The sequence below is a fragment of the Limnothrix sp. CMB-01 genome, assembly GCF_055193175.1.
The window spans coordinates 3,742,812-3,760,445 of sequence record NZ_CM143720.1 but is presented as its reverse complement, the minus strand read 5'-3'; the positions used below and the strand labels follow the sequence as shown (position 1 = coordinate 3,760,445).

Here is a 17,634-nt window from a genome sequence, read left to right as displayed (position 1 = left end):
TGATGCGGAAGTGGAATTGCGATCGAATTGCGATCGACCGTTCTGGGCTGGGCTGTAGCGACAATCGAGCCGCCCCTGTAAGTTCTAGGCGAGCTGTGGGCACAATAAGGCTGGGTCGTGGCCGTTTCAGAGGAGATGATCTCCAAAATTGATGCAGCGCCGCGACCGATTGCAGGGACTCTATAACCACCGAGCGATCGCTCACTGATGGGTTTCATCCCCTGTGGGGTGCTTGGGTGTTTCTGATAAGCTATCTGCCCAAATGGGTTTGTTTCTGAATGGCGATCTTTTTGAGTTCCATGCTTCAGAAAGGTGGCAGACTCGATCGCCAAATCTTAGAGGATGTCTGAACAGCGCCCTTAGGGACTTGCCGAATCCCGATGAGGACGAGGGTAAGGGGCTTAAACCTCTGATTTCGTTGATCGGCAGGGCAAGGATCGTCTCAATTCTGGCTTTTCAGACATCCTCTCAGGAGACAGCGACAGGTTCAAAGTTGCAATTCAGTGTGGTTGGTGCGCGATCGCTCCTAGGAGCTTGCAAACGCACTTTTCTGACCCAACGTATAATGAAACCGTTTAGGAATCATCAGTGGGCGTTGGCCAAACTTGCTCCTGATATGGCCTAATGGGTGGGCTGATTAATGGTTCAAGGGTAACGACCGAGCGGTTATTCCTAACGAGGCGATCGGGAACTTGAGAGATATGGAAGTGCAAATCCAAGATCGTGGTTGGTTTGCTAACCGTCATTTCTCGACATCGCCTATGTCGAATCCTGCCGGAGACTCTGGGGACGATATGGATTCGGATGAAACAATCACGACCAATGCCGACTTGCGAGAAGCGGAAACCACCATGGCCAAGCTGCTCCATGACGGTTTTGAGGCCTATCGAGAACGGCAGTTCAATCAGGCAGAACAGTTATTTGAGGCGTTGTTGACCTTGGCGATCTCGGTGAAGGATCACCATCGCGAGGAACGGGCCTATAACGGCCTGTTTTTGGGCTACTATGCCCGCCATCAGTATGAGCAAGCCCTGGACTGTGCGCGTCGCTGGCTGGCCACCACCCGGGCCCATGGCAATTGGCAAGGCCAAACCCACGCCTTGGCCCATTGGGGCAATGCTTGCCGTCACTTGGGCCAGTTCGATCGCGCCATTGTGTATCAACAGGAGGCCCTGGCGATCGCCCGAGATATGGGGGAGCTAGATAGCCAAATTGCCATCCTGAATAATTTAGGTTTGACCTACAAAGCCGCCGGGGACTATCCCAACGCGATCGTTTATCAGCGCCAAAGCCTGGATGCAGTGCGACAGGTGGGCGATCGGGAAGCCGAGCGGCAAGTGCTCAAGAATTTGGGCAATAGTTACTATGCCTGCGGCGATTACATCAGCGCGGTGGAATATTATGACCAACTGCTGCGGCTGTCCTACGCCAATGATGACTATGCAACGGCGAACCAGGTTTTACGCAGTTTGGCGAGTGCCTGTCGGCATCTGGGCAATATGCAACAGGCCATTAATTACTGCAAGCAGCGGCTAACGGTGACGCGGGCCCTCAAGGATTTGCGAGGTGAAGAGCAAACCCTAGGAGCGTTGGGTGTGGCCTACGATGCCCAGGCTGACTATGGCACGGCGATCGAGTATTACCAGCAACGGTTGACCGTTTCGCGCCTGATTCCTGACTTGGATGTGGAGTTACAGGCGCTAGCGAGTTTGCGAGTGGCCTACTACTCCTTGGGGAATTATGCCAAAGCCAATGAGTATGCTCGGCAGCGGGAGGCGCTGGTGGGTCACTCGCCCGATGACTCGGAGGTGGATAGCAGTGCGGTGGAAACCACGATCGGGATGCTGAGTGATGAGGCAAAGAGCTAGGGTCGATCGTCGTTTCCCGGAATCAAGCGAAAACGGTTGATTTTTCATGCCCTCAATCATCGTGACAAGGGGCCTAGGGTCTGTCGTCAAATCGCCTGGCCCCCTGATGGCCTTGTTCTTCAAACCGATCAGTTCCGGGCCGCTAGCAAATTTTCTCTTGGACGGCGCTCGTTACTCCGCTCTTCATAGACGGGAACCCCTCGGGGTGACCAGCCGTACAAACCCAGCCGTACAAACAAGGGGCATCTGGCTCAAATCCGCTTTCGTCGCAGTAGACAATCGACCAGCCGGCCTGTTTCAGCGCCCGCAACTGACGGAGGTAGAGCTGGCGTTGGTGCGGGCAGCGTTGTCGATAGCGAAGCTGTTTTTTTTACAAGTCACCTTCAGTTGCTTGAGTCGATAGCTGATCGCGCTGGGACAAACCCCAAATTCAGCAGCTCGGTCTCGCAGGCGGGCATCAGGGTAACGTCGCACATGGTCGAGGAGCTTTTTGGGATCGAGTTTTCGAGTCCGAATCTTGGGTAGGGGCTTGGGGGTTGGATTCTCTAACCAGCGGTACAGAGTGGCTCGACTCACCTGGAAGGTGCGACTAGCGGTTGTGGGAGGCATTCCCTGCGCAACCGCAGCCAAGACTCGTTGTCTGAGGTCTTTGCTGTAGGTCATGCTGTCTCATTCCTAATTGAATGTACTATAAAGCGCGATTTAGGAAGCCTTGCGGCGAGTGCTGCTCGATCGGGTCGATCGGGTGGTTTCGCCTTCTGGGGCCTTATCCTCGGTGGTTTTGGCTTTGCGGGTGCGAGTGGTCTTGGGAGCTGCTTCTGAGGCTGCTTCTGCGTCTGCGGTTTTGGCCTTGGTGGTTTTGCTGGTGGTTTTACCCGTCGTCTTGCTAGCGGTCTTGCTAGTGGTTTTCGTGGTTTTACCCGTGGTTTTTGTGGTTTTGCTAGCGGTCTTACGGGCGGTCTTTTTCTTGCTGCCCGCTTTGGCCGCCAACAATTCCAACGCCTCCGCCAAGGTCAGGCTCTCCACAGTTTGCCCTTCTGCCAAGCCCGCATTCACCTTGCCATGTTGGACATAAATGCCATAGGGCCCCTGATACAGGTTCACCGGTTCGTTATCGTCCGGGTGGGGGCCCAACTCGCGAAGCGGGGTTTTCTGTTTGCGGCTGCGGCTGGCCTTCGGTTGGGCCAATAGCTCCAGGGCCCGTTCCAGGGTGATGGTGGTGACATCATCATCGGCCTTGAGCGATCGGTAATCTTGGCCCCCGTCCTTGCCCATGTCGTGAACAATGTAGGGGCCAAAACGCCCAAGACTAGCCTTGACGGGGCGGCCGGTTTCCGGGTGCTGCCCCAACAAGCGCGGCAAAGAAAGCAGACCTAAAGCCAGCTCAAGGGTCAGGTTTTCGGGGGTCACGCCTCGGGGCAAGGAGGTGCGTTTGGGTTTGGGATTTTCGTCAGTCACCTCGCCCAACTGCACGTAGGGCCCGTAGGCTCCCGTCAGCACGTAGATGGATTCGCCGGTTTCGGGATGGTTGCCGATCGAGGCGGGGCCTTCGGTCTTTTGGCGAATCAGGGTGGCAATTTGCTCCGCGTCTAGATCGGCCGGAGTCAAATCCTTGGGCAAGGAGGCTTTGACCGTTGCGCCCTGGTCGTCCACGACTTCTACATAGGCTCCGTAGCGCCCAATCCGAATATCGGCGTTCAAATCTTCCAAAACGATCGTGCGGGCTTCGGCCGGGTCGATCGCGCTTTCGCGCACCTTCACCTGAGTATCCAGCCCACCATCGCCCAAGTAGAACTGACGCAGATAGGGCAGCCAAGAGGTTTTGCCCGTGGAAATTTCGTCCAAGGTGCGTTCCATTTGGGCCGTGAACCCAAAGTCCACCAGGTCAGGAAAATGATTTTCCAGAAGCCCCGTCACCGCAAAGGCCGTGAAGGTGGGAACCAGGGCATTGCCGAGCTGTTGGGCATAGCCCCGATCGACGATCGTGCCGATGATGCTGGCGTAGGTGCTGGGGCGGCCGATGCCTTCGCTTTCCAGCATTTTCACCAAGGCCGCTTCCGTGTAGCGGGCGGGGGGTTGGGTGTCGTGGCGCAGGGCCTCCAGGTCTTGGCAATTGACCCGATCGCCCTTGGTCAGGGGCGGCAACAGCACTTCCCGATCCTCGATCGCCGCATCGGGATCGTCTGACCCTTCCACATAGGCTCGGAAAAAGCCGGGAAAGTCAATCCGCTTGCCGCTGGCCCGAAACTCAGCGTTTTCCACCCGAATTTGGGCTGAAACGAAGGTTTGGCGTGCATCGGCCATTTGGCAGGCCACCGTTCTTTTCCAGATCAAATCGTATAGTTGCAGTTCCCGTCCGCTGAGGCCCGTTTGTTGCGGTGTGCGGAACGTGCTGCCGGCTGGGCGGATTGCTTCGTGGGCTTCTTGGGCCCCCTTGGCCTTGGTGGCATATTGACGCGGTTGGGGACTCAGGTAATTCGCGCCGTAGAGTTCCGTCACGCAAGCACGGGCCGCCTCGATCGCCTGTTGAGACAGGTGTACCGAGTCGGTTCGCATATAGGTGATATAGCCCTGCTCGTAGAGACTTTGGGCCGTGCGCATGGTGTCCCGGGCCGAGAGCCGCAGTTTGCGGTTCGCCTCCTGTTGCAAGGTGGAGGTGGTGAAGGGAGGCGATGGCTTGCGGGTGTTGGGTCGCTCCTCAATGTCCGCCACCGTCCAATCGCCCGATCGCAGGCGATCGCGGAGGGTTTGGGCCTGCTCTTCGTTGAGCAAAACAACCTTTTTGCCCGCCGCAATTTGCCCGGTGGCTTCGTCAAAATCCGCCCCCGTGGCCAATTTTTTGCCGTCCAGGGCCACCAACTTGGCTTCAAAGGGGCGATCGTCCAAGCTGGTCAACGCCGCCTTCAAGTCCCAATAGGTTCCGGTTTTGAATGCTCGCCGGGCCCGTTCCCGAATCACCAGCATCCGCACCGCCACGGACTGCACCCGCCCTGCCGACAGGCCCGCCGCGATTTTTTTCCACAGCAAAGGCGACAGGGTGTAACCCACCAAGCGATCGAGAATTCGGCGGGTTTCTTGGGCATGAACGAGGTTATCGTTCACCTGGCGACAGTTTTGAATGGCCGATCGAATAGCCTCTTCCGTAATTTCATGGAAGACCATTCGTTTCACGGGCACTTTCGGTTTCAAAACCTGCAATAAATGCCAGCTAATGCTTTCCCCTTCCCGGTCTTCGTCAGTGGCTAAGACCAATTCATCGGCCAGCTTCAAAGAGTCTTGTAACTCTTTAACGACCTTTTTTTTGTCCTTGGGAATGACGTAAAGGGGTTCAAAGTTCTTTTCAATGTTGACCCCTAATTGGGCCCACTGTTCGCCCTTAACCGCCGCCGGAATCTCACTTGCCGATTGGGGCAAGTCGCGAATATGACCCATCGAAGCCGTTACCTGATAGCCAGACGGCAGAAAGTTACGAATGGTTTTCGCTTTGGTCGGGGACTCGACAATAACAAGGGTTGTCATGGATGGCGGAGGGCTGACCCAGTATTCCTAATATATAGATAGATCGAAACTTGGATAGATGACAGTGCGATCGCGGTCACAGGCTGAGGCGGACGACGCGATCGGGACAAAACGGGCGATCGAAGTGGCTGCAAAGACTAGCCGTAAAGACTAATTGGACAGAGTGGAAGAAATTTCGGGAAATGTCAAGTCGCGATCGCTTCGGTGACAAGATTGGCCGGCTTGGATGCATGGGCGCTGCCATTGACCCGGCTTTTGCCAACAGACGGCCGTTTGCTCACGATTGACGGTGGATCCCCTTCGGGGCAGGCCGCAACGCCAACCCTGAATCCCTGAATGGTCGTCGCCATCATAGAATGGATCCCTTGGACTTCAGCATTTCAGCAAATTGGGGTGGGATTGCCTCGCCGTTCGCTTCCCACTCAATTGCGCTCAATTTTCATCACGATCCAAGGGAGAACACCAACCGTGACATCCTTAGCTGCCCCCGCCATTGACATTAACAGCTTGGCTCAGGAATTAGAGAATGAAAGCCCCCAAAAAATTCTCGATCGGGCCCTGAGTTTGTATGACAATCTGGCCATTTCCTTCAGCGGCGCTGAGGATGTGGTTTTGATTGATATGGCCCATCGATTGGGCAAGCCCTTTAAAGTCTTTACCCTGGACACGGGGCGGTTACATGCGGAAACCTATCAACTGCTCGATCGCGTTCGTCAACGCTACAACATCTCGATCGATGTGATGTTTCCCGATGCAGCGGCCGTGGAAGCATTGGTGAACGCCAAGGGGCTATTTAGCTTCTATGAAGATGGCCATAAAGAGTGCTGTGGCATCCGTAAGGTTGCCCCCCTGCGCCGTAAATTAGCCACTCTGGATGCTTGGATTACGGGTCAACGGAAAGATCAAAATCCTGCCACTCGGGATAGTGTCCCGATCGTGCAAGTGGATGGTGGATTTTCCACACCCGACCATCAATTGGTGAAGTTTAATCCGCTGGCTAATTGGTCTTCCAGCGATGTTTGGATGTACATTCGCGCCTACGAAGTGCCCTATAACGCACTTCATGAAAAGGGCTTTATCAGCATTGGTTGTGAACCTTGCACCCGGCCCGTATTACCCAACCAACATGAGCGGGAAGGTCGTTGGTGGTGGGAAGATGCGGGCAAAAAAGAATGCGGTCTCCATGCGGTGAACTTGAACGAGCAAAAGTAGGCTAGTAGCTCCAACGATCAGCGCAACCAAAACGGATGCAACCATAACAGACAAGGGGCTTAAGCCCCTTGTTCCATAGCTTAAGCCCCTGATCTAATTGGTTAAGTTTTCGTTGGTTTTCGTCAGTTTGCGTTGGTTGGTGTGAATTAGTTGGCGTTAATTAACCACAATTAACCGTGGGTTGCAGGCTAACTTTTAAAGGCGGCAGCCGGTGCGCCCCAAGTGGGCAACAATTGAGCAGCCCGATCGCGCGAAAACTCAGTGATCGCATCCCAAGCAGTGTCCAACGCCACTTGCATCAGGCGGCTGGGTTCCAAATCATCTTTCACCAAATCCCACAGGCGTTGCAATTCAGCCCCATGGAGGCGATCGTCTTCCACCAGGGCTAGCAACAACCGTTGACGCAGCAATTGCCCCTCTTCGGACATCAAATAGCGCAATCCCAAACCGGCGGTGGGAACCAGGTCAAACCCGGAATCTGAACGGGCGATCGCCAGCATATTTTCCAGGCGCGTCCATTGAAATTTGCCATCTTCAAACAGCACTTCAATCAGACGGCGACGCAGTTGGGGCGATTCCCCCATCAACAATCGTCGCGCCACGTAAGGATAGGCAATTTCCAGAATCTTGAACTGGGGGTTCAAACTCAGGGCCAAGCCCTCTTGGGTGACGAGCGATCGAATAATCAAGGCAAATTTGGCCGGCACTCGGAACGGATAGTCATACATCAATTCCGAGAACCGATCGGTGACGGTTTTGAAGTTGAAGCTACCCACATTCCGCCCGATCGCCTCGCCCAAAACCGACTCCAGCGCCGGAATGATGGGACGAATATTCGTATTCGGAGCCAGGAAGCCGAGGCGCACAAAATCCCCCGCCAGTTCCTCATACTTCCGGTTCAACAAATGCACCACCGAATCCACGATCGTTTCCTTGGTGGATTCGTTTAACTGATCCATCATCCCAAAATCAATGTAAGCCATTCGACCATCGCGCAGGGCAAACAGATTTCCCGGGTGGGGATCCGCATGGAAAAAGCCAAACTCTAGGAGCTGTCGCAGACCAGAAGTGACCCCAATTCCGATCAAAGAATCCCGATCGAGACCCGCTTCCCGCACCGAGTCCGTGTTGGTCAGCTTGAGTCCATCAATCCATTCCAACGTCAGCACCCGATGGCTGCTGTAGTCCCAGTAAATGACCGGCACTTTGACCGTGGGATCATCACGGAAATTTTCACCAAATCGCTCGGCGTTGCGCCCTTCGTTTTGGTAATCAATTTCTTCAAAAAGTTTGCTGCCAAATTCATCCACAATCAGGGTCAAATCATGGCCCAAATTGAGCGGCAACCAGGGAGCGGCCCAACTGGCGCACCAGCGAATTAAATACAAATCAAGGGTCAAGGTTGGCAGCAGATTCGGCCGCTGCACTTTCACGGCCACGTCCTCGCCGCTGTAGAGCTTGGCGCGGTAGACCTGTCCCAAGCTGGCCGCCGCGATCGGTTCGGGGGAAATGTCGCGGAAGATGTCCCGCAGGGGGCGATCCAAGTCCGCTTCAATGATGCTGAAAGCCAGTTCCGTCGAAAACGGCGGGAGCTGATCCTGAAGTTTCTCGAGTTCCGCTAAATAATCCACCCGCACCAGATCGGGCCGAGTGGACAGGGCTTGCCCAACTTTGATGAACGTGGGGCCCAAGTGGATCAAAATTTGACGCAGTTGCTCGGCTCGCTGGCCCACTTGGTCAGACCGCTCGCCCCACAATTGATCGCTCAACCAGCCAAACACGAATGCAGCACTGAACCAAGCAATTTGCAACAGTCGCAAGATGCCAATCCAAGGTCGCCGGCCGTAAAATCGGGCAATTTCCTTGGGATCGTAGCGACGGGCGCGATTGCTGGTTGTGCCAGCGCGCAAATCTTCCAAAAGAACCGAAGTGGCGTTCACGCTAGCAGCCTCAACCAACCTAAAGCCGGTATTTATTTTAGCTGTAGCACCCGTATAGGAAACTACAAAAATCGAAAAACAATCAAAGCTTTTCGTTACAACCAGCTTGGGGGGTCGTCAAATCGCCTGAAACCCTGATGCTGCCGTTGCCGGATCGCAGGAAGCAAGGGGATACAGCCCTTGGTTACAACCAGCCGATCGCCTTGCCCCGCTCGATCGCCCTTATTTGATCGCCCTTATTTGATCGCCCGTGGAATTGGTGTTCCACTGGAGCGGCTCTGGGAATGATTACGCCCGATCGCTCGAAAAATTGGGTGTTTCAGCTCCTGCACCGCTGCCTGATCGTGGCTGATGCGCGAGCATTGGCAAACAAGTTCCCAATGGAAGTTCAGAAAATGTTCAAAAAATTTTGCCAAATGACTTGAGCAATTGCGGTCACCATGCTAATCTTTGATTCTGCAAAGGCGGAAACGCACTAAGCGCGGGCGATTAGCACAGTGGTAGCGCACTTCCTTCACACGGAAGGGGTCACTGGTTCAAATCCAGTATCGCCCATCTAAACAGGTTCAACACAAGCTCAACGGGCCTTGATGAGCCAATTCACCAATTCAATCGAGAGTTTCGATCGAGGCTGTCGAGGCCAAGCCGGAAAACTCAGGGTTGATCAGCCAAGTATCCGGTAACTGGATCCAGATCCAGGATCGGTGAAAATGCGACCACGAAAGCCGCTCGCTGGGTGCAGAACTCGCCTCACCCTCAATAAGCCGCTCGCATCAATCCAGGCCCTCACCCTAAATCCCTCTCCCAAGTCGGGAGAGGGACTTGAAAATCAACAACGAAATCGCCGTTATTCCTGATTTCTGGCTCCCCTTCGCCCGCCTTGGGAGAAGGGGTTGGGGGATGAGGGCTGTTAGCTGATTCGCGCAAGAAGTCTAATCAGCAATCAGATCGCAGCAAGTGATCGTTAGGTGATCACCGTGGGGCGATCGCGCCCGGTCAGGGACTTGATTTGGGCCACTTCCTCCGCGATCGCGATCAAATCCCCGAGGGCCACTTGGGTGTCTTGATCATGCTTGGCGGAATCGGGTTCGTAGCTTTCCAAATACAACCGCAGCGTGGCTCCTTGGGTTCCCGTGCCCGACAGGCGGAACACAATCCGGGAGCCATCCGTGAACCCGATCCGAATCCCTTGTTTTTGGCTGAGGCTGCCGTCCACAGGATCGGTGTAGGCAAAATCATCGGCGTAGTCCACCTCGTAGGAGCCGAATTTCTGGCCCTTCAGGTCGCCCAGCTTGGCCCGCAGGTTATCAACCAGGGTATTAGCCCGATCGCTCTCCACCTCTTCATAGTCATGGCGGGAGTAGTAGTTGCGGCCGTAGGTTTGCCAATGTTCCCGCACGATCGCCTCCACAGACTGACCCCGCACCGCCAGCAAGTTCAACCAGAACAGCACCGCCCAAAGACCGTCTTTTTCGCGCACATGGTTCGACCCCGTGCCGAAACTTTCTTCGCCGCAGAGGGTGGCCTTACCCGCATCCAGCAAATTACCGAAGAACTTCCAGCCGGTGGGGGTTTCATAGCAATCAATGCCCAGCTTGGCCGCCACTCGATCGACTGCGGCGCTGGTGGGCATCGATCGCGCCACACCGGCCAAGCCTTCGCGATAGCCCGGAATGAGGGTGGCGTTGGCGGCCAACACGGCCAAGCTGTCGCTGGGGGTGACAAAGAAGTTACGCCCCAAAATCATGTTGCGATCGCCATCCCCATCGGAAGCGGCCCCAAAGTCCGGCGCACCGTCGCCAAACAGAATTTCCACCAAGTCATGGGCATAAACCAGGTTGGGATCCGGATGCCCCCCGCCAAAGTCCTCCAGGGGCACACCGTTCATCACCGTGCCGGCCGGCGCACCCAACAGCCCTTGCAAAATTGCCTGGGCATAGGGGCCAGTCACGGCGTGCATGGAATCCACACAGGCGCGGCCGGTTTTGAACCAATCCCGCAGGCGATCGAAGTCAAATAACGACTGCATCAGAGCCGCGTAGTCGCTGACGGAATCGATCACCTCAACGGTCATGTCGCCCAGTTGGCTCGTGCCGGGGCGATCAAGATCCAAATCCGTCGCCTCCAGAATTCGATAGCCGTCCAGGGTTTTGGTGCGGTGATAAATCGCATCCGTCACCTTTTCGGGAGCCGGGCCGCCGTTGGCCGTGTTGAACTTAATGCCAAAGTCCGCATCGGGGCCGCCGGGGTTGTGGCTGGCCGAGAGGATGATGCCGCCAAAGGCTTCGTTTTTGCGAATCACACAGGAGGCCGCCGGAGTGGACAAAATTCCCCCCTGACCCACCAACACGCGCCCCACCCCATTGGCCGCGGCCATTTTCAAGATTGTTTGGATCGCGGTGCGGTTGTAGTAGCGCCCATCGCCACCCAGGACTAGGGTTTGGCCGGCAAAATTTTCGAGGCTATCAAAGATGGATTGAACAAAGTTTTCTAAATAATGCCGCTGCTGAAAAACGGGCACGCGCTTCCGCAGACCGGAAGTGCCGGGTTTTTGATCTAAAAAAGGCTGACTGGCGACGTGGTGAATATTCATAGGGTAATAGGGCGAAATTTTATGGGGTCATGGGGGCGATCGCCTCGATCGCGCTGATTGCCGAGATCGGCTCGATCGATGACTCAAAAGTCGATCATGCAAACAAACAGCGAGCAATCACACAGAAATCAATCACACAGAAATCAATCACACCAAAGTAAAAATCTGCCCAAAAGAGATGTGCTGGGAACCCGCACTAGCAGAAACCAAAAGACCAGTCCTATTTCTTCAGCAACCGCACATCAATCACGCTGGCATTGAAGTTATAGGCCTTTCCTTCTAATTCCACGGGAATGCCAATTTTGAGCTTGTTATTCCCCAGAACGGGCCCATTTTCCGTCATGGTGGCCTCGCCGCTGAGGGTCAAATACAGGTCACTGTTATATAAATCAGGGCGGGGATCTGGCAGGGCCTTCACCGTGCCATCGGGTTGAGGAACCAGGGTGGTGCGGGTGAGGGTTTGCACCGATTTCACGGTGATGCTGCCGTAGGGTTGGTTCCGAATAATCACGTTGGTTTTGCCGGAACTGGTCATTTCTTGGATCACGGTTTGCGGATCCCGAATGGAAAGACCCCGAGCCACCGCGTCAATTTCAACCATTTGTTTTACTGCGCCCACTTGGGCCACGGAGCCGCCGGTTCCGGGCACCAAGAAGATCCCAACCAGCACAAGCAGGATAACCAGGCCTGCACCGAGGTCTAAAATGCTGAGTTTGCCAAGGAGGCGACCCTGTGAGTCGAGCAGTTTCATGGCGGTATGCCGAAGGTGTACGAAAGGGGCGAGGGTTGTGCAGCCCAAGACCAACCCCTAGATCCCAGATTCAAAATCCAAGATCCAAGGGGAAATGAGATCCAAGAACCTGCGCGGTCTAGATAACCTAGAAAGCCTAGACAGCAGTAAGGTTATCAGGTCGCACGGGAGCATGAAAACCTTGTCTCTTTAGAGCAAGGATAAAAGGCGACAGGGGTACTTTAGCGCCCGTCATTCTTATGCCAAGTAAGTCAGCATAAGATATAATGCAAATATGCTAATTCTTGAGTTCAAAGTCTACGGAAAGCCTGCTCAGTTCAGCGCGATTGATGAGGCGTTGAGGACTGCCAAGTTTATCCAAAACAAGTGCTTACGCTATTGGATGGATAATAAAGGCTTGTCTAAATATGACCTCAACAAGTATTGTGCGGTGCTGGCGAAAGAATTTCCGTTTGCCAATGAACTCAACTCAATGGCTCGTCAAGCATCGGCAGAACGCACTTGGTCTGCGATCTCGCGGTTTTATGAGAACTGTAAAAAGCAGATCCCAGGCAAGAAAGGCTTTCCGCAATTTAAGAAAGACGTTCGCTCAGTGGAATACAAAACGACTGGGTGGAAACTAGCGGAGGATCGTAAATCAATCACGTTCACTGATGGTAAGCAGATTGGCAGATTGAAACTGAAGGGAACTCGTGATTTGCATTTTTACCAACCTAACCAAATCAAGCGGGTCAGACTGGTAAAACGTGCAGATGGGTACTATGTTCAATTTGCCGTATCTGTTGAACGCTTTGAAGTAGTCCAGCCTTCTGGTAAGGCGGTTGGGTTAGATGTAGGACTCAACGATTTCTACGTCACTCAGGATGGCGGCAGAGCGGAAAATCCGCGCTTTCTTCGCAGGGGAGAGCAACGGATCAAGCAGGCTCAAAGGAGGGTTAGCAGAAAGGTTAAAGGGTCAAGCAATCGTCGCAAGGCAAGGGTGATTTTAGGCAAGCGCCATCTCAAGATAAGTAGGCAGCGTAAAGACCATGCTGTGAAATTGGCACGGTGCGTAGTTCAGTCTAACGACTTGATCGTCTACGAAGATTTGAGAATCAAAAACATGGTGCAGAATCACTGCCTTGCCAAGTCGATTAACGATGCATCCTGGTATCAGTTCAGAGTGTGGCTGGAATACTTTGGCAAAGTGTTTGGCAAAATTACTGTTGCCGTCCTGCCTCACTACACAAGCCAGGAATGCTCTAGCTGTGGCGCGATTGTCAAGAAAGGGCTGTCAACAAGGACGCATATTTGTCAGTGCGGAGCTGTCCTCAATCGTGACCACAATGCAGCTAGAAATATCCTCAGTCGGGGATTGGCTACGGTAGGGCATACCGGAAGCTACGGTCTTGAACCGTGCAACGCTTGGGGAGAGGATGCCTCTACTTTGGTTGGGGAAACCCTGCCAAGGCAAGCAACCTCGTAGAATCAAGAATCCCTGTCTTTTTAGGGCGGGGAGTGTCAACACGCGGGTCATGCGCGGTTGGATAGGGGTTTGATCTTGGGGATGGATTTCACGAATCGCAATACGTTGTGGGCTTCGGTGTTGGCGGAAACGCTGGTGCGGGTGGGGGTGACGGAGGTGGTGATTTGCCCAGGCTCCCGATCGACCCCGTTAACGATCGCCCTGGCCAGCCATCCGCGAATGACGGCGATTCCGATTTTGGATGAGCGATCGGGGGCGTTTTGGGCCCTGGGGGCGGCCCGGCGATCGCACCGGCCGGTGGCGGTGGTTTGCACATCGGGCACGGCGGGAGCCAACTTTTTCCCGGCGGTGATTGAGGCTCGCGAAAGTGGTGTGCCCCTGTTGTTGCTCACGGCCGATCGCCCACCAGAGTTGCGCGACTGTGCGGCGGGCCAGGCGATCGATCAGCTCAAGCTCTTTGGGATTTATCCCGTTTGGCAAGCAGAATTGGCCCTGCCGGAACCTCGGCTAGACCTGTTGGCCTATTTGCGCCAAACCCTGGCCCAGGCGGCCCAGCGGGCGATCGCCGCGCCGGGCCCCGTGCATCTGAATGTTCCCTTGCGGGATCCGTTGCCCCCTTTGCCGGAACCGGCCGTGGCCGATGCCCTGGCCCAGCTACGGGCCAATTGGCATGATCAGGAATTCTTTGGGCATTTGCAGCCGGTGCGCCGACCGATTACCTTTTCCCGGTTGCCCTGGCAGGAGTTTTGGCAAGGGGCCCGCCAAACAGAACGGGGGCTGATTGTGGCGGGGCCGGCCCAACCGGCGGATCCGGCGGCCTATTGTGCAGCGGTGGGCCGCTTGGCGCGATCGCTCGGTTGGCCCGTGTTGGCGGAGGGCCTCTCGCCGTTGCGGAATTTTGGGGCCCTGAATCAGCACTTGGTGGCCCACTACGACTTGATGTTGCGCAATCCCCACCAGCGGGAACAACTGCGACCCACGATGGTGCTGCGGCTGGGGGGCTTACCAATCAGCAAAACCCTGCGCCTGTGGTTAATGGAAACCGACGCGCCCCAATGGGTTCTAGATCCGGGCGATCGCAACTTGGATCCCCTCCATGGCCGCACACGATCGATCCAGGGGGCGATCGAACTTTGGGAAACCCCGGAACCGGACTTGCCCCCCTCCGATTATTTGCAAACTTGGCTAGCGGGCGATCGAGCCATGGAAATCACCGTGAAACAGGCCCTGGCGGAACAGCCCCAACGTCTGGAAAGCAAAATCGCCTGGTTGTTGCCGCAAACACTGCCCGATCGCACCCCCATCTTCATTTGCAACAGTATGCCTGTGCGGGATGTGGAATATTTTTGGGGCATTAACAACCGGGAAATTCAGCCCTTTTTTAATCGGGGAGCCAACGGCATCGATGGCAGCCTTTCCACCGCGATCGGCCTCGCCCAACACCATCAACCGGCCGTGATGCTCACCGGAGATTTGGCCCTGTTGCACGACACCAACGGCTTCTTAGCCCGTCGCCACTTCCAAGGCAGCCTCACCATTTTGCTGATTAACAACAACGGCGGCGGCATCTTTGAAATGCTGCCCGTTTCGCAGTTTGAACCCCCTTTTGAGGAGTTTTTTGCCACACCGCAATCGGTCAACTTTGCCAGCCTCTGCGAGAGCTATGGCATTGAATATCGGCAAATTACCCAATGGCAGCAGTTTTGCGACTCCTTGAGCCAACTGCCCGCCCAAGGCATTCGCGTGCTGGAATTTTTGTGCGATCGCAAGCGGGATGCCCAGTGGCGGCAATCTTTTTTCCGGCAGTTGGCTGTTTAGGGCCGTGGGGGCGGGGTCTTCCCCATGTGCTTCAACTGAACGGTTAGCTTGTTCAAAATTATCCCAACCAACGTTGATCGAAACCCGTCAACCCTGTAGGGGCGTACGGCCGTACGCCCCTACCCGGATTTTCTCGGTCTGAGGTTGAAGCCCATGGGTCTCCCTGCCCAGTTCCCCTAGGGCGAAACCTGCGGCAAGCCCATGCTGTAATTCACCGCGCGGGTTTCCAAGTTGTAGGCGATCGTGCCATTTTGCAACAGCGATCGCACAAAATGCTCCAAATCTGACCCAATCCGCCGCAGGGTATATTCCGTCAAATCTTGACCCGCCGACTGGGCCACCAACTCTTCAAACTTGCGGTAGACCTGCTGGAGCGCCTCCGGACTCCACAAAAACTCATTATCAGGATCAATATCAATCGTGAGCTTCGTTTCGCTGGGCACAATGTCATCATTGACCAACTCGGCAGCGAAGATGCGGATATGGCGGGTGGTGGACTTTAGTAGCATCGGCTCTGGTTTTGAACGCGGCGGTTGAGAAGGGATCTGGGCATGGACAGCCAAGGCCCGATCGCCAGACTCCCCAATTCCAAACTCCCCAATTATTGTAGGAGCTTGCCCAATGCGTTCTACCCCTTCCTAAGGGCCACGAATTCTAATTGATGCTGAAACTCTTTTTTATCCGTCATACGGAGTCGATCGGGAATGCAGCGGGGCGGATGATGGGGCGAGCCGACGACCCCTTGACCGATCGGGGCCAAACCCAAGCGCGATCGCTCGGCCGGGCCCTGGCCCAACAGGGGGCCCATCCCCAAACCATTTACAGCAGCCCCCAACAACGGGCCCAAGAAACCGCCCAACTGGCGCGATCAGCCGCCATGGCCCACCCAGCCCCGGGCGATCGACCCCGGCCGCCAATCATCACCGACACCCACCTTTGCGAATTTGACAACGGTATTTTTCAGGGGCTGACCTGGAGCGAAGCCAGGCGACAATATCCCGAACTTTGCCAAAAACTGGAAAATTCCTGGGAATGGATCCCAATTCCGCAATCAGAAACCCTAGAAGCCGGGCGATCGCGCGCACAGATCTTTTTACAAGGTCTAATTAGCCAATTTATTGACACAAACCCCACCGAAACAGAGCCACAAAATCCCGATCCCTGCCTTTGGATCATCACCCATCACTGGATCTTGCAACACCTAATCTCAGAGATCCTCGGCTCCCCAAGAACATGGCAAATTTCCATCCCCCACGGAGCAGTTTTTGAGCTGTGGCTCGATCAAACCCGCTGGCAAACTACCCAGGAACTCGCCATGGGTTTAGACGATCAACAGCGGTTGAACCATGTTTTTTGGCAAATTCACCGCTTCAATCAACTATTGGAGAACAGAGACTGATCAACTTACTGGGAAATTTTGTGAAAATAGACTGAATGTTCATTTTTCGAGCTAAATTTTCCATGTGTGTTAGTCAGTCCGCGCAAATCTGCCCCGCCTGATCGATGTTGTGATACATCATGACGATCTATCCTGGTTCATTCGTGCTAGATCGTCCTGATGCACACTGAATTTCCCCTTGGGATATCGATTCCCGATCGATCCCCTACCCTGATTAACTGGGGCTAATCCTCCTAATAGGAGATTTAGACCCATTCATTCTGGGTTGGTTCATTGAGATAGCACTCAGATAACACTCAGTAGGTATAACCGCTCATTCGGTTGCTGCCTGGGATAGTCATGCTGTGCTCAACAACGGCGATCAACCAGGTCATAACCTGCCTAATTGGGCTGGGATCGATTCTGTCCCGGAGTGACTAATCATTATCTACCAACCACTCAATCAACCTTCACGGGTTTTCTCTTTGAGGAATTTGTCGATGGACATTCAACTAATCAATGTTGGTTTCGGTAATATTGTGGCGGCCAACCGAATCATTGCCATTGTCAGCCCTGACTCGGCTCCGATTCGTCGCCTAGTTACTGATGCAAAAGATCGTGGCCAACTCATTGATGCCACCTATGGTCGCCGTACGAGAGCTGTGATTATTTCGGATTCGGGCCATGTGGTGTTGTCTGCAATTCAACCCGAAACCGTTGCCAATCGCTTGGTGGTTGGCAAGGAACCCAAAGGGGACTAATCTTTCCGATCGCCGCCAGCATCCACCCGATCGCATGGATCATTCGATGGGAATTGGTTAACGGCTCTAGGAATCCGTCAAGTCTTTGGGAAATTCTGAGTCGCTTTCGCTCTCAGCTTTTTGGCTTCATTTCATGGTGTGTTTGCTCAAAAAATCTTATCTAGGGAGTTTTAGGGCAAACAGGCATCACAATTCGTTCATGACTTGTTCATAAGGAGTTGTCGATCGATTAGGGGGGGACGTTCTAGCTCGCGATCGCTAGATCAATTGGGTAATTGAGGAAGCTGTTGAGTTTCCGGGTTGGCATGGGTCAACCGTTGCCGGTCACG

Annotated in this window: 12 protein-coding genes and 1 tRNA gene; 7 read left to right on the top strand and 6 right to left on the bottom strand. The window is 54.6% G+C overall.

Annotated elements, in window-relative coordinates; genetic code table 11:
• The first annotated feature begins 761 nt into the window (after window positions 1-761).
• A complete protein-coding gene (locus tag ACZA91_RS15425) occupies window positions 762-1,868 on the top strand; it encodes a tetratricopeptide repeat protein (protein WP_158234476.1) in 1,107 nt (368 codons plus the stop codon).
• A gap of 297 nt (window positions 1,869-2,165) precedes the next feature.
• On the opposite strand, the gene ACZA91_RS15420 is transcribed toward ACZA91_RS15425, so the two are convergent.
• Together ACZA91_RS15420 and topA are read right to left on the bottom strand one after the other, a co-directional pair.
• The gene (locus ACZA91_RS15420; protein ID WP_190526237.1) at window positions 2,166-2,531 is read right to left on the bottom strand and encodes an IS630 transposase-related protein; all 366 of its coding nucleotides are present in this window, start codon (window positions 2,529-2,531) and stop codon (window positions 2,166-2,168) included.
• 39 nt (window positions 2,532-2,570) lie between these two features.
• Window positions 2,571-5,387, bottom strand: a complete 2,817-nt coding sequence (topA, locus tag ACZA91_RS15415) for a type I DNA topoisomerase (RefSeq protein ID WP_463183226.1) — start codon at window positions 5,385-5,387, stop codon at window positions 2,571-2,573.
• A gap of 468 nt (window positions 5,388-5,855) precedes the next feature.
• On the opposite strand from topA, the gene ACZA91_RS15410 reads away from it, so the two are divergent.
• Window positions 5,856-6,599 carry a phosphoadenylyl-sulfate reductase gene (locus tag ACZA91_RS15410; protein WP_099532702.1) on the top strand — a complete coding sequence of 248 codons (744 nt, stop codon included), beginning with the start codon at window positions 5,856-5,858 and terminating at the stop codon, window positions 6,597-6,599.
• A gap of 188 nt (window positions 6,600-6,787) precedes the next feature.
• On the opposite strand, the gene ACZA91_RS15405 is transcribed toward ACZA91_RS15410, so the two are convergent.
• A complete protein-coding gene (locus ACZA91_RS15405) occupies window positions 6,788-8,509 on the bottom strand; it encodes an ABC1 kinase family protein (protein ID WP_099532741.1) in 1,722 nt (573 codons plus the stop codon).
• A 513-nt stretch (window positions 8,510-9,022) separates the two neighbouring features.
• On the opposite strand from ACZA91_RS15405, the gene ACZA91_RS15400 reads away from it, so the two are divergent.
• Window positions 9,023-9,094 (top strand) — tRNA-Val (locus ACZA91_RS15400).
• 409 nt (window positions 9,095-9,503) lie between these two features.
• Here the strand turns inward: ACZA91_RS15400 and ACZA91_RS15395 are convergent.
• Both ACZA91_RS15395 and ACZA91_RS15390 read right to left on the bottom strand, forming a co-directional pair.
• A complete protein-coding gene (locus tag ACZA91_RS15395) occupies window positions 9,504-11,132 on the bottom strand; it encodes an alpha-D-glucose phosphate-specific phosphoglucomutase (RefSeq protein WP_190529944.1) in 1,629 nt (542 codons plus the stop codon).
• A gap of 220 nt (window positions 11,133-11,352) precedes the next feature.
• Window positions 11,353-11,883 carry a DUF4330 domain-containing protein gene (locus tag ACZA91_RS15390; RefSeq protein WP_099532700.1) on the bottom strand — a complete coding sequence of 177 codons (531 nt, stop codon included), beginning with the start codon at window positions 11,881-11,883 and terminating at the stop codon, window positions 11,353-11,355.
• A 274-nt stretch (window positions 11,884-12,157) separates the two neighbouring features.
• On the opposite strand from ACZA91_RS15390, the gene ACZA91_RS15385 reads away from it, so the two are divergent.
• Together ACZA91_RS15385 and menD are read left to right on the top strand one after the other, a co-directional pair.
• Window positions 12,158-13,348 carry an RNA-guided endonuclease InsQ/TnpB family protein gene (locus tag ACZA91_RS15385; RefSeq protein ID WP_463183221.1) on the top strand — a complete coding sequence of 397 codons (1,191 nt, stop codon included), beginning with the start codon at window positions 12,158-12,160 and terminating at the stop codon, window positions 13,346-13,348.
• A gap of 81 nt (window positions 13,349-13,429) precedes the next feature.
• Entirely contained in the window at window positions 13,430-15,166 is a 1,737-nt protein-coding gene (gene menD, locus ACZA91_RS15380; RefSeq protein ID WP_463183219.1) for a 2-succinyl-5-enolpyruvyl-6-hydroxy-3-cyclohexene-1-carboxylic-acid synthase, read from the top strand.
• Between the two features lie 176 nt (window positions 15,167-15,342).
• Here the strand turns inward: menD and ndhM are convergent, their stop codons facing one another.
• Window positions 15,343-15,675 (bottom strand): NAD(P)H-quinone oxidoreductase subunit M, encoded by a 333-nt coding sequence (gene ndhM / locus ACZA91_RS15375; RefSeq protein ID WP_190356055.1) that lies wholly within the window; start codon window positions 15,673-15,675, stop codon window positions 15,343-15,345.
• A gap of 152 nt (window positions 15,676-15,827) precedes the next feature.
• On the opposite strand from ndhM, the gene ACZA91_RS15370 reads away from it, so the two are divergent.
• Window positions 15,828-16,565, top strand: coding sequence for a histidine phosphatase family protein (locus ACZA91_RS15370; RefSeq protein WP_463183216.1), 738 nt, complete (start codon window positions 15,828-15,830; stop codon window positions 16,563-16,565).
• A gap of 479 nt (window positions 16,566-17,044) precedes the next feature.
• Window positions 17,045-17,305, top strand: a complete 261-nt coding sequence (remA, locus tag ACZA91_RS15365) for an extracellular matrix/biofilm regulator RemA (RefSeq protein ID WP_099532739.1) — start codon at window positions 17,045-17,047, stop codon at window positions 17,303-17,305.
• Window positions 17,306-17,634 lie beyond the last annotated feature (329 nt).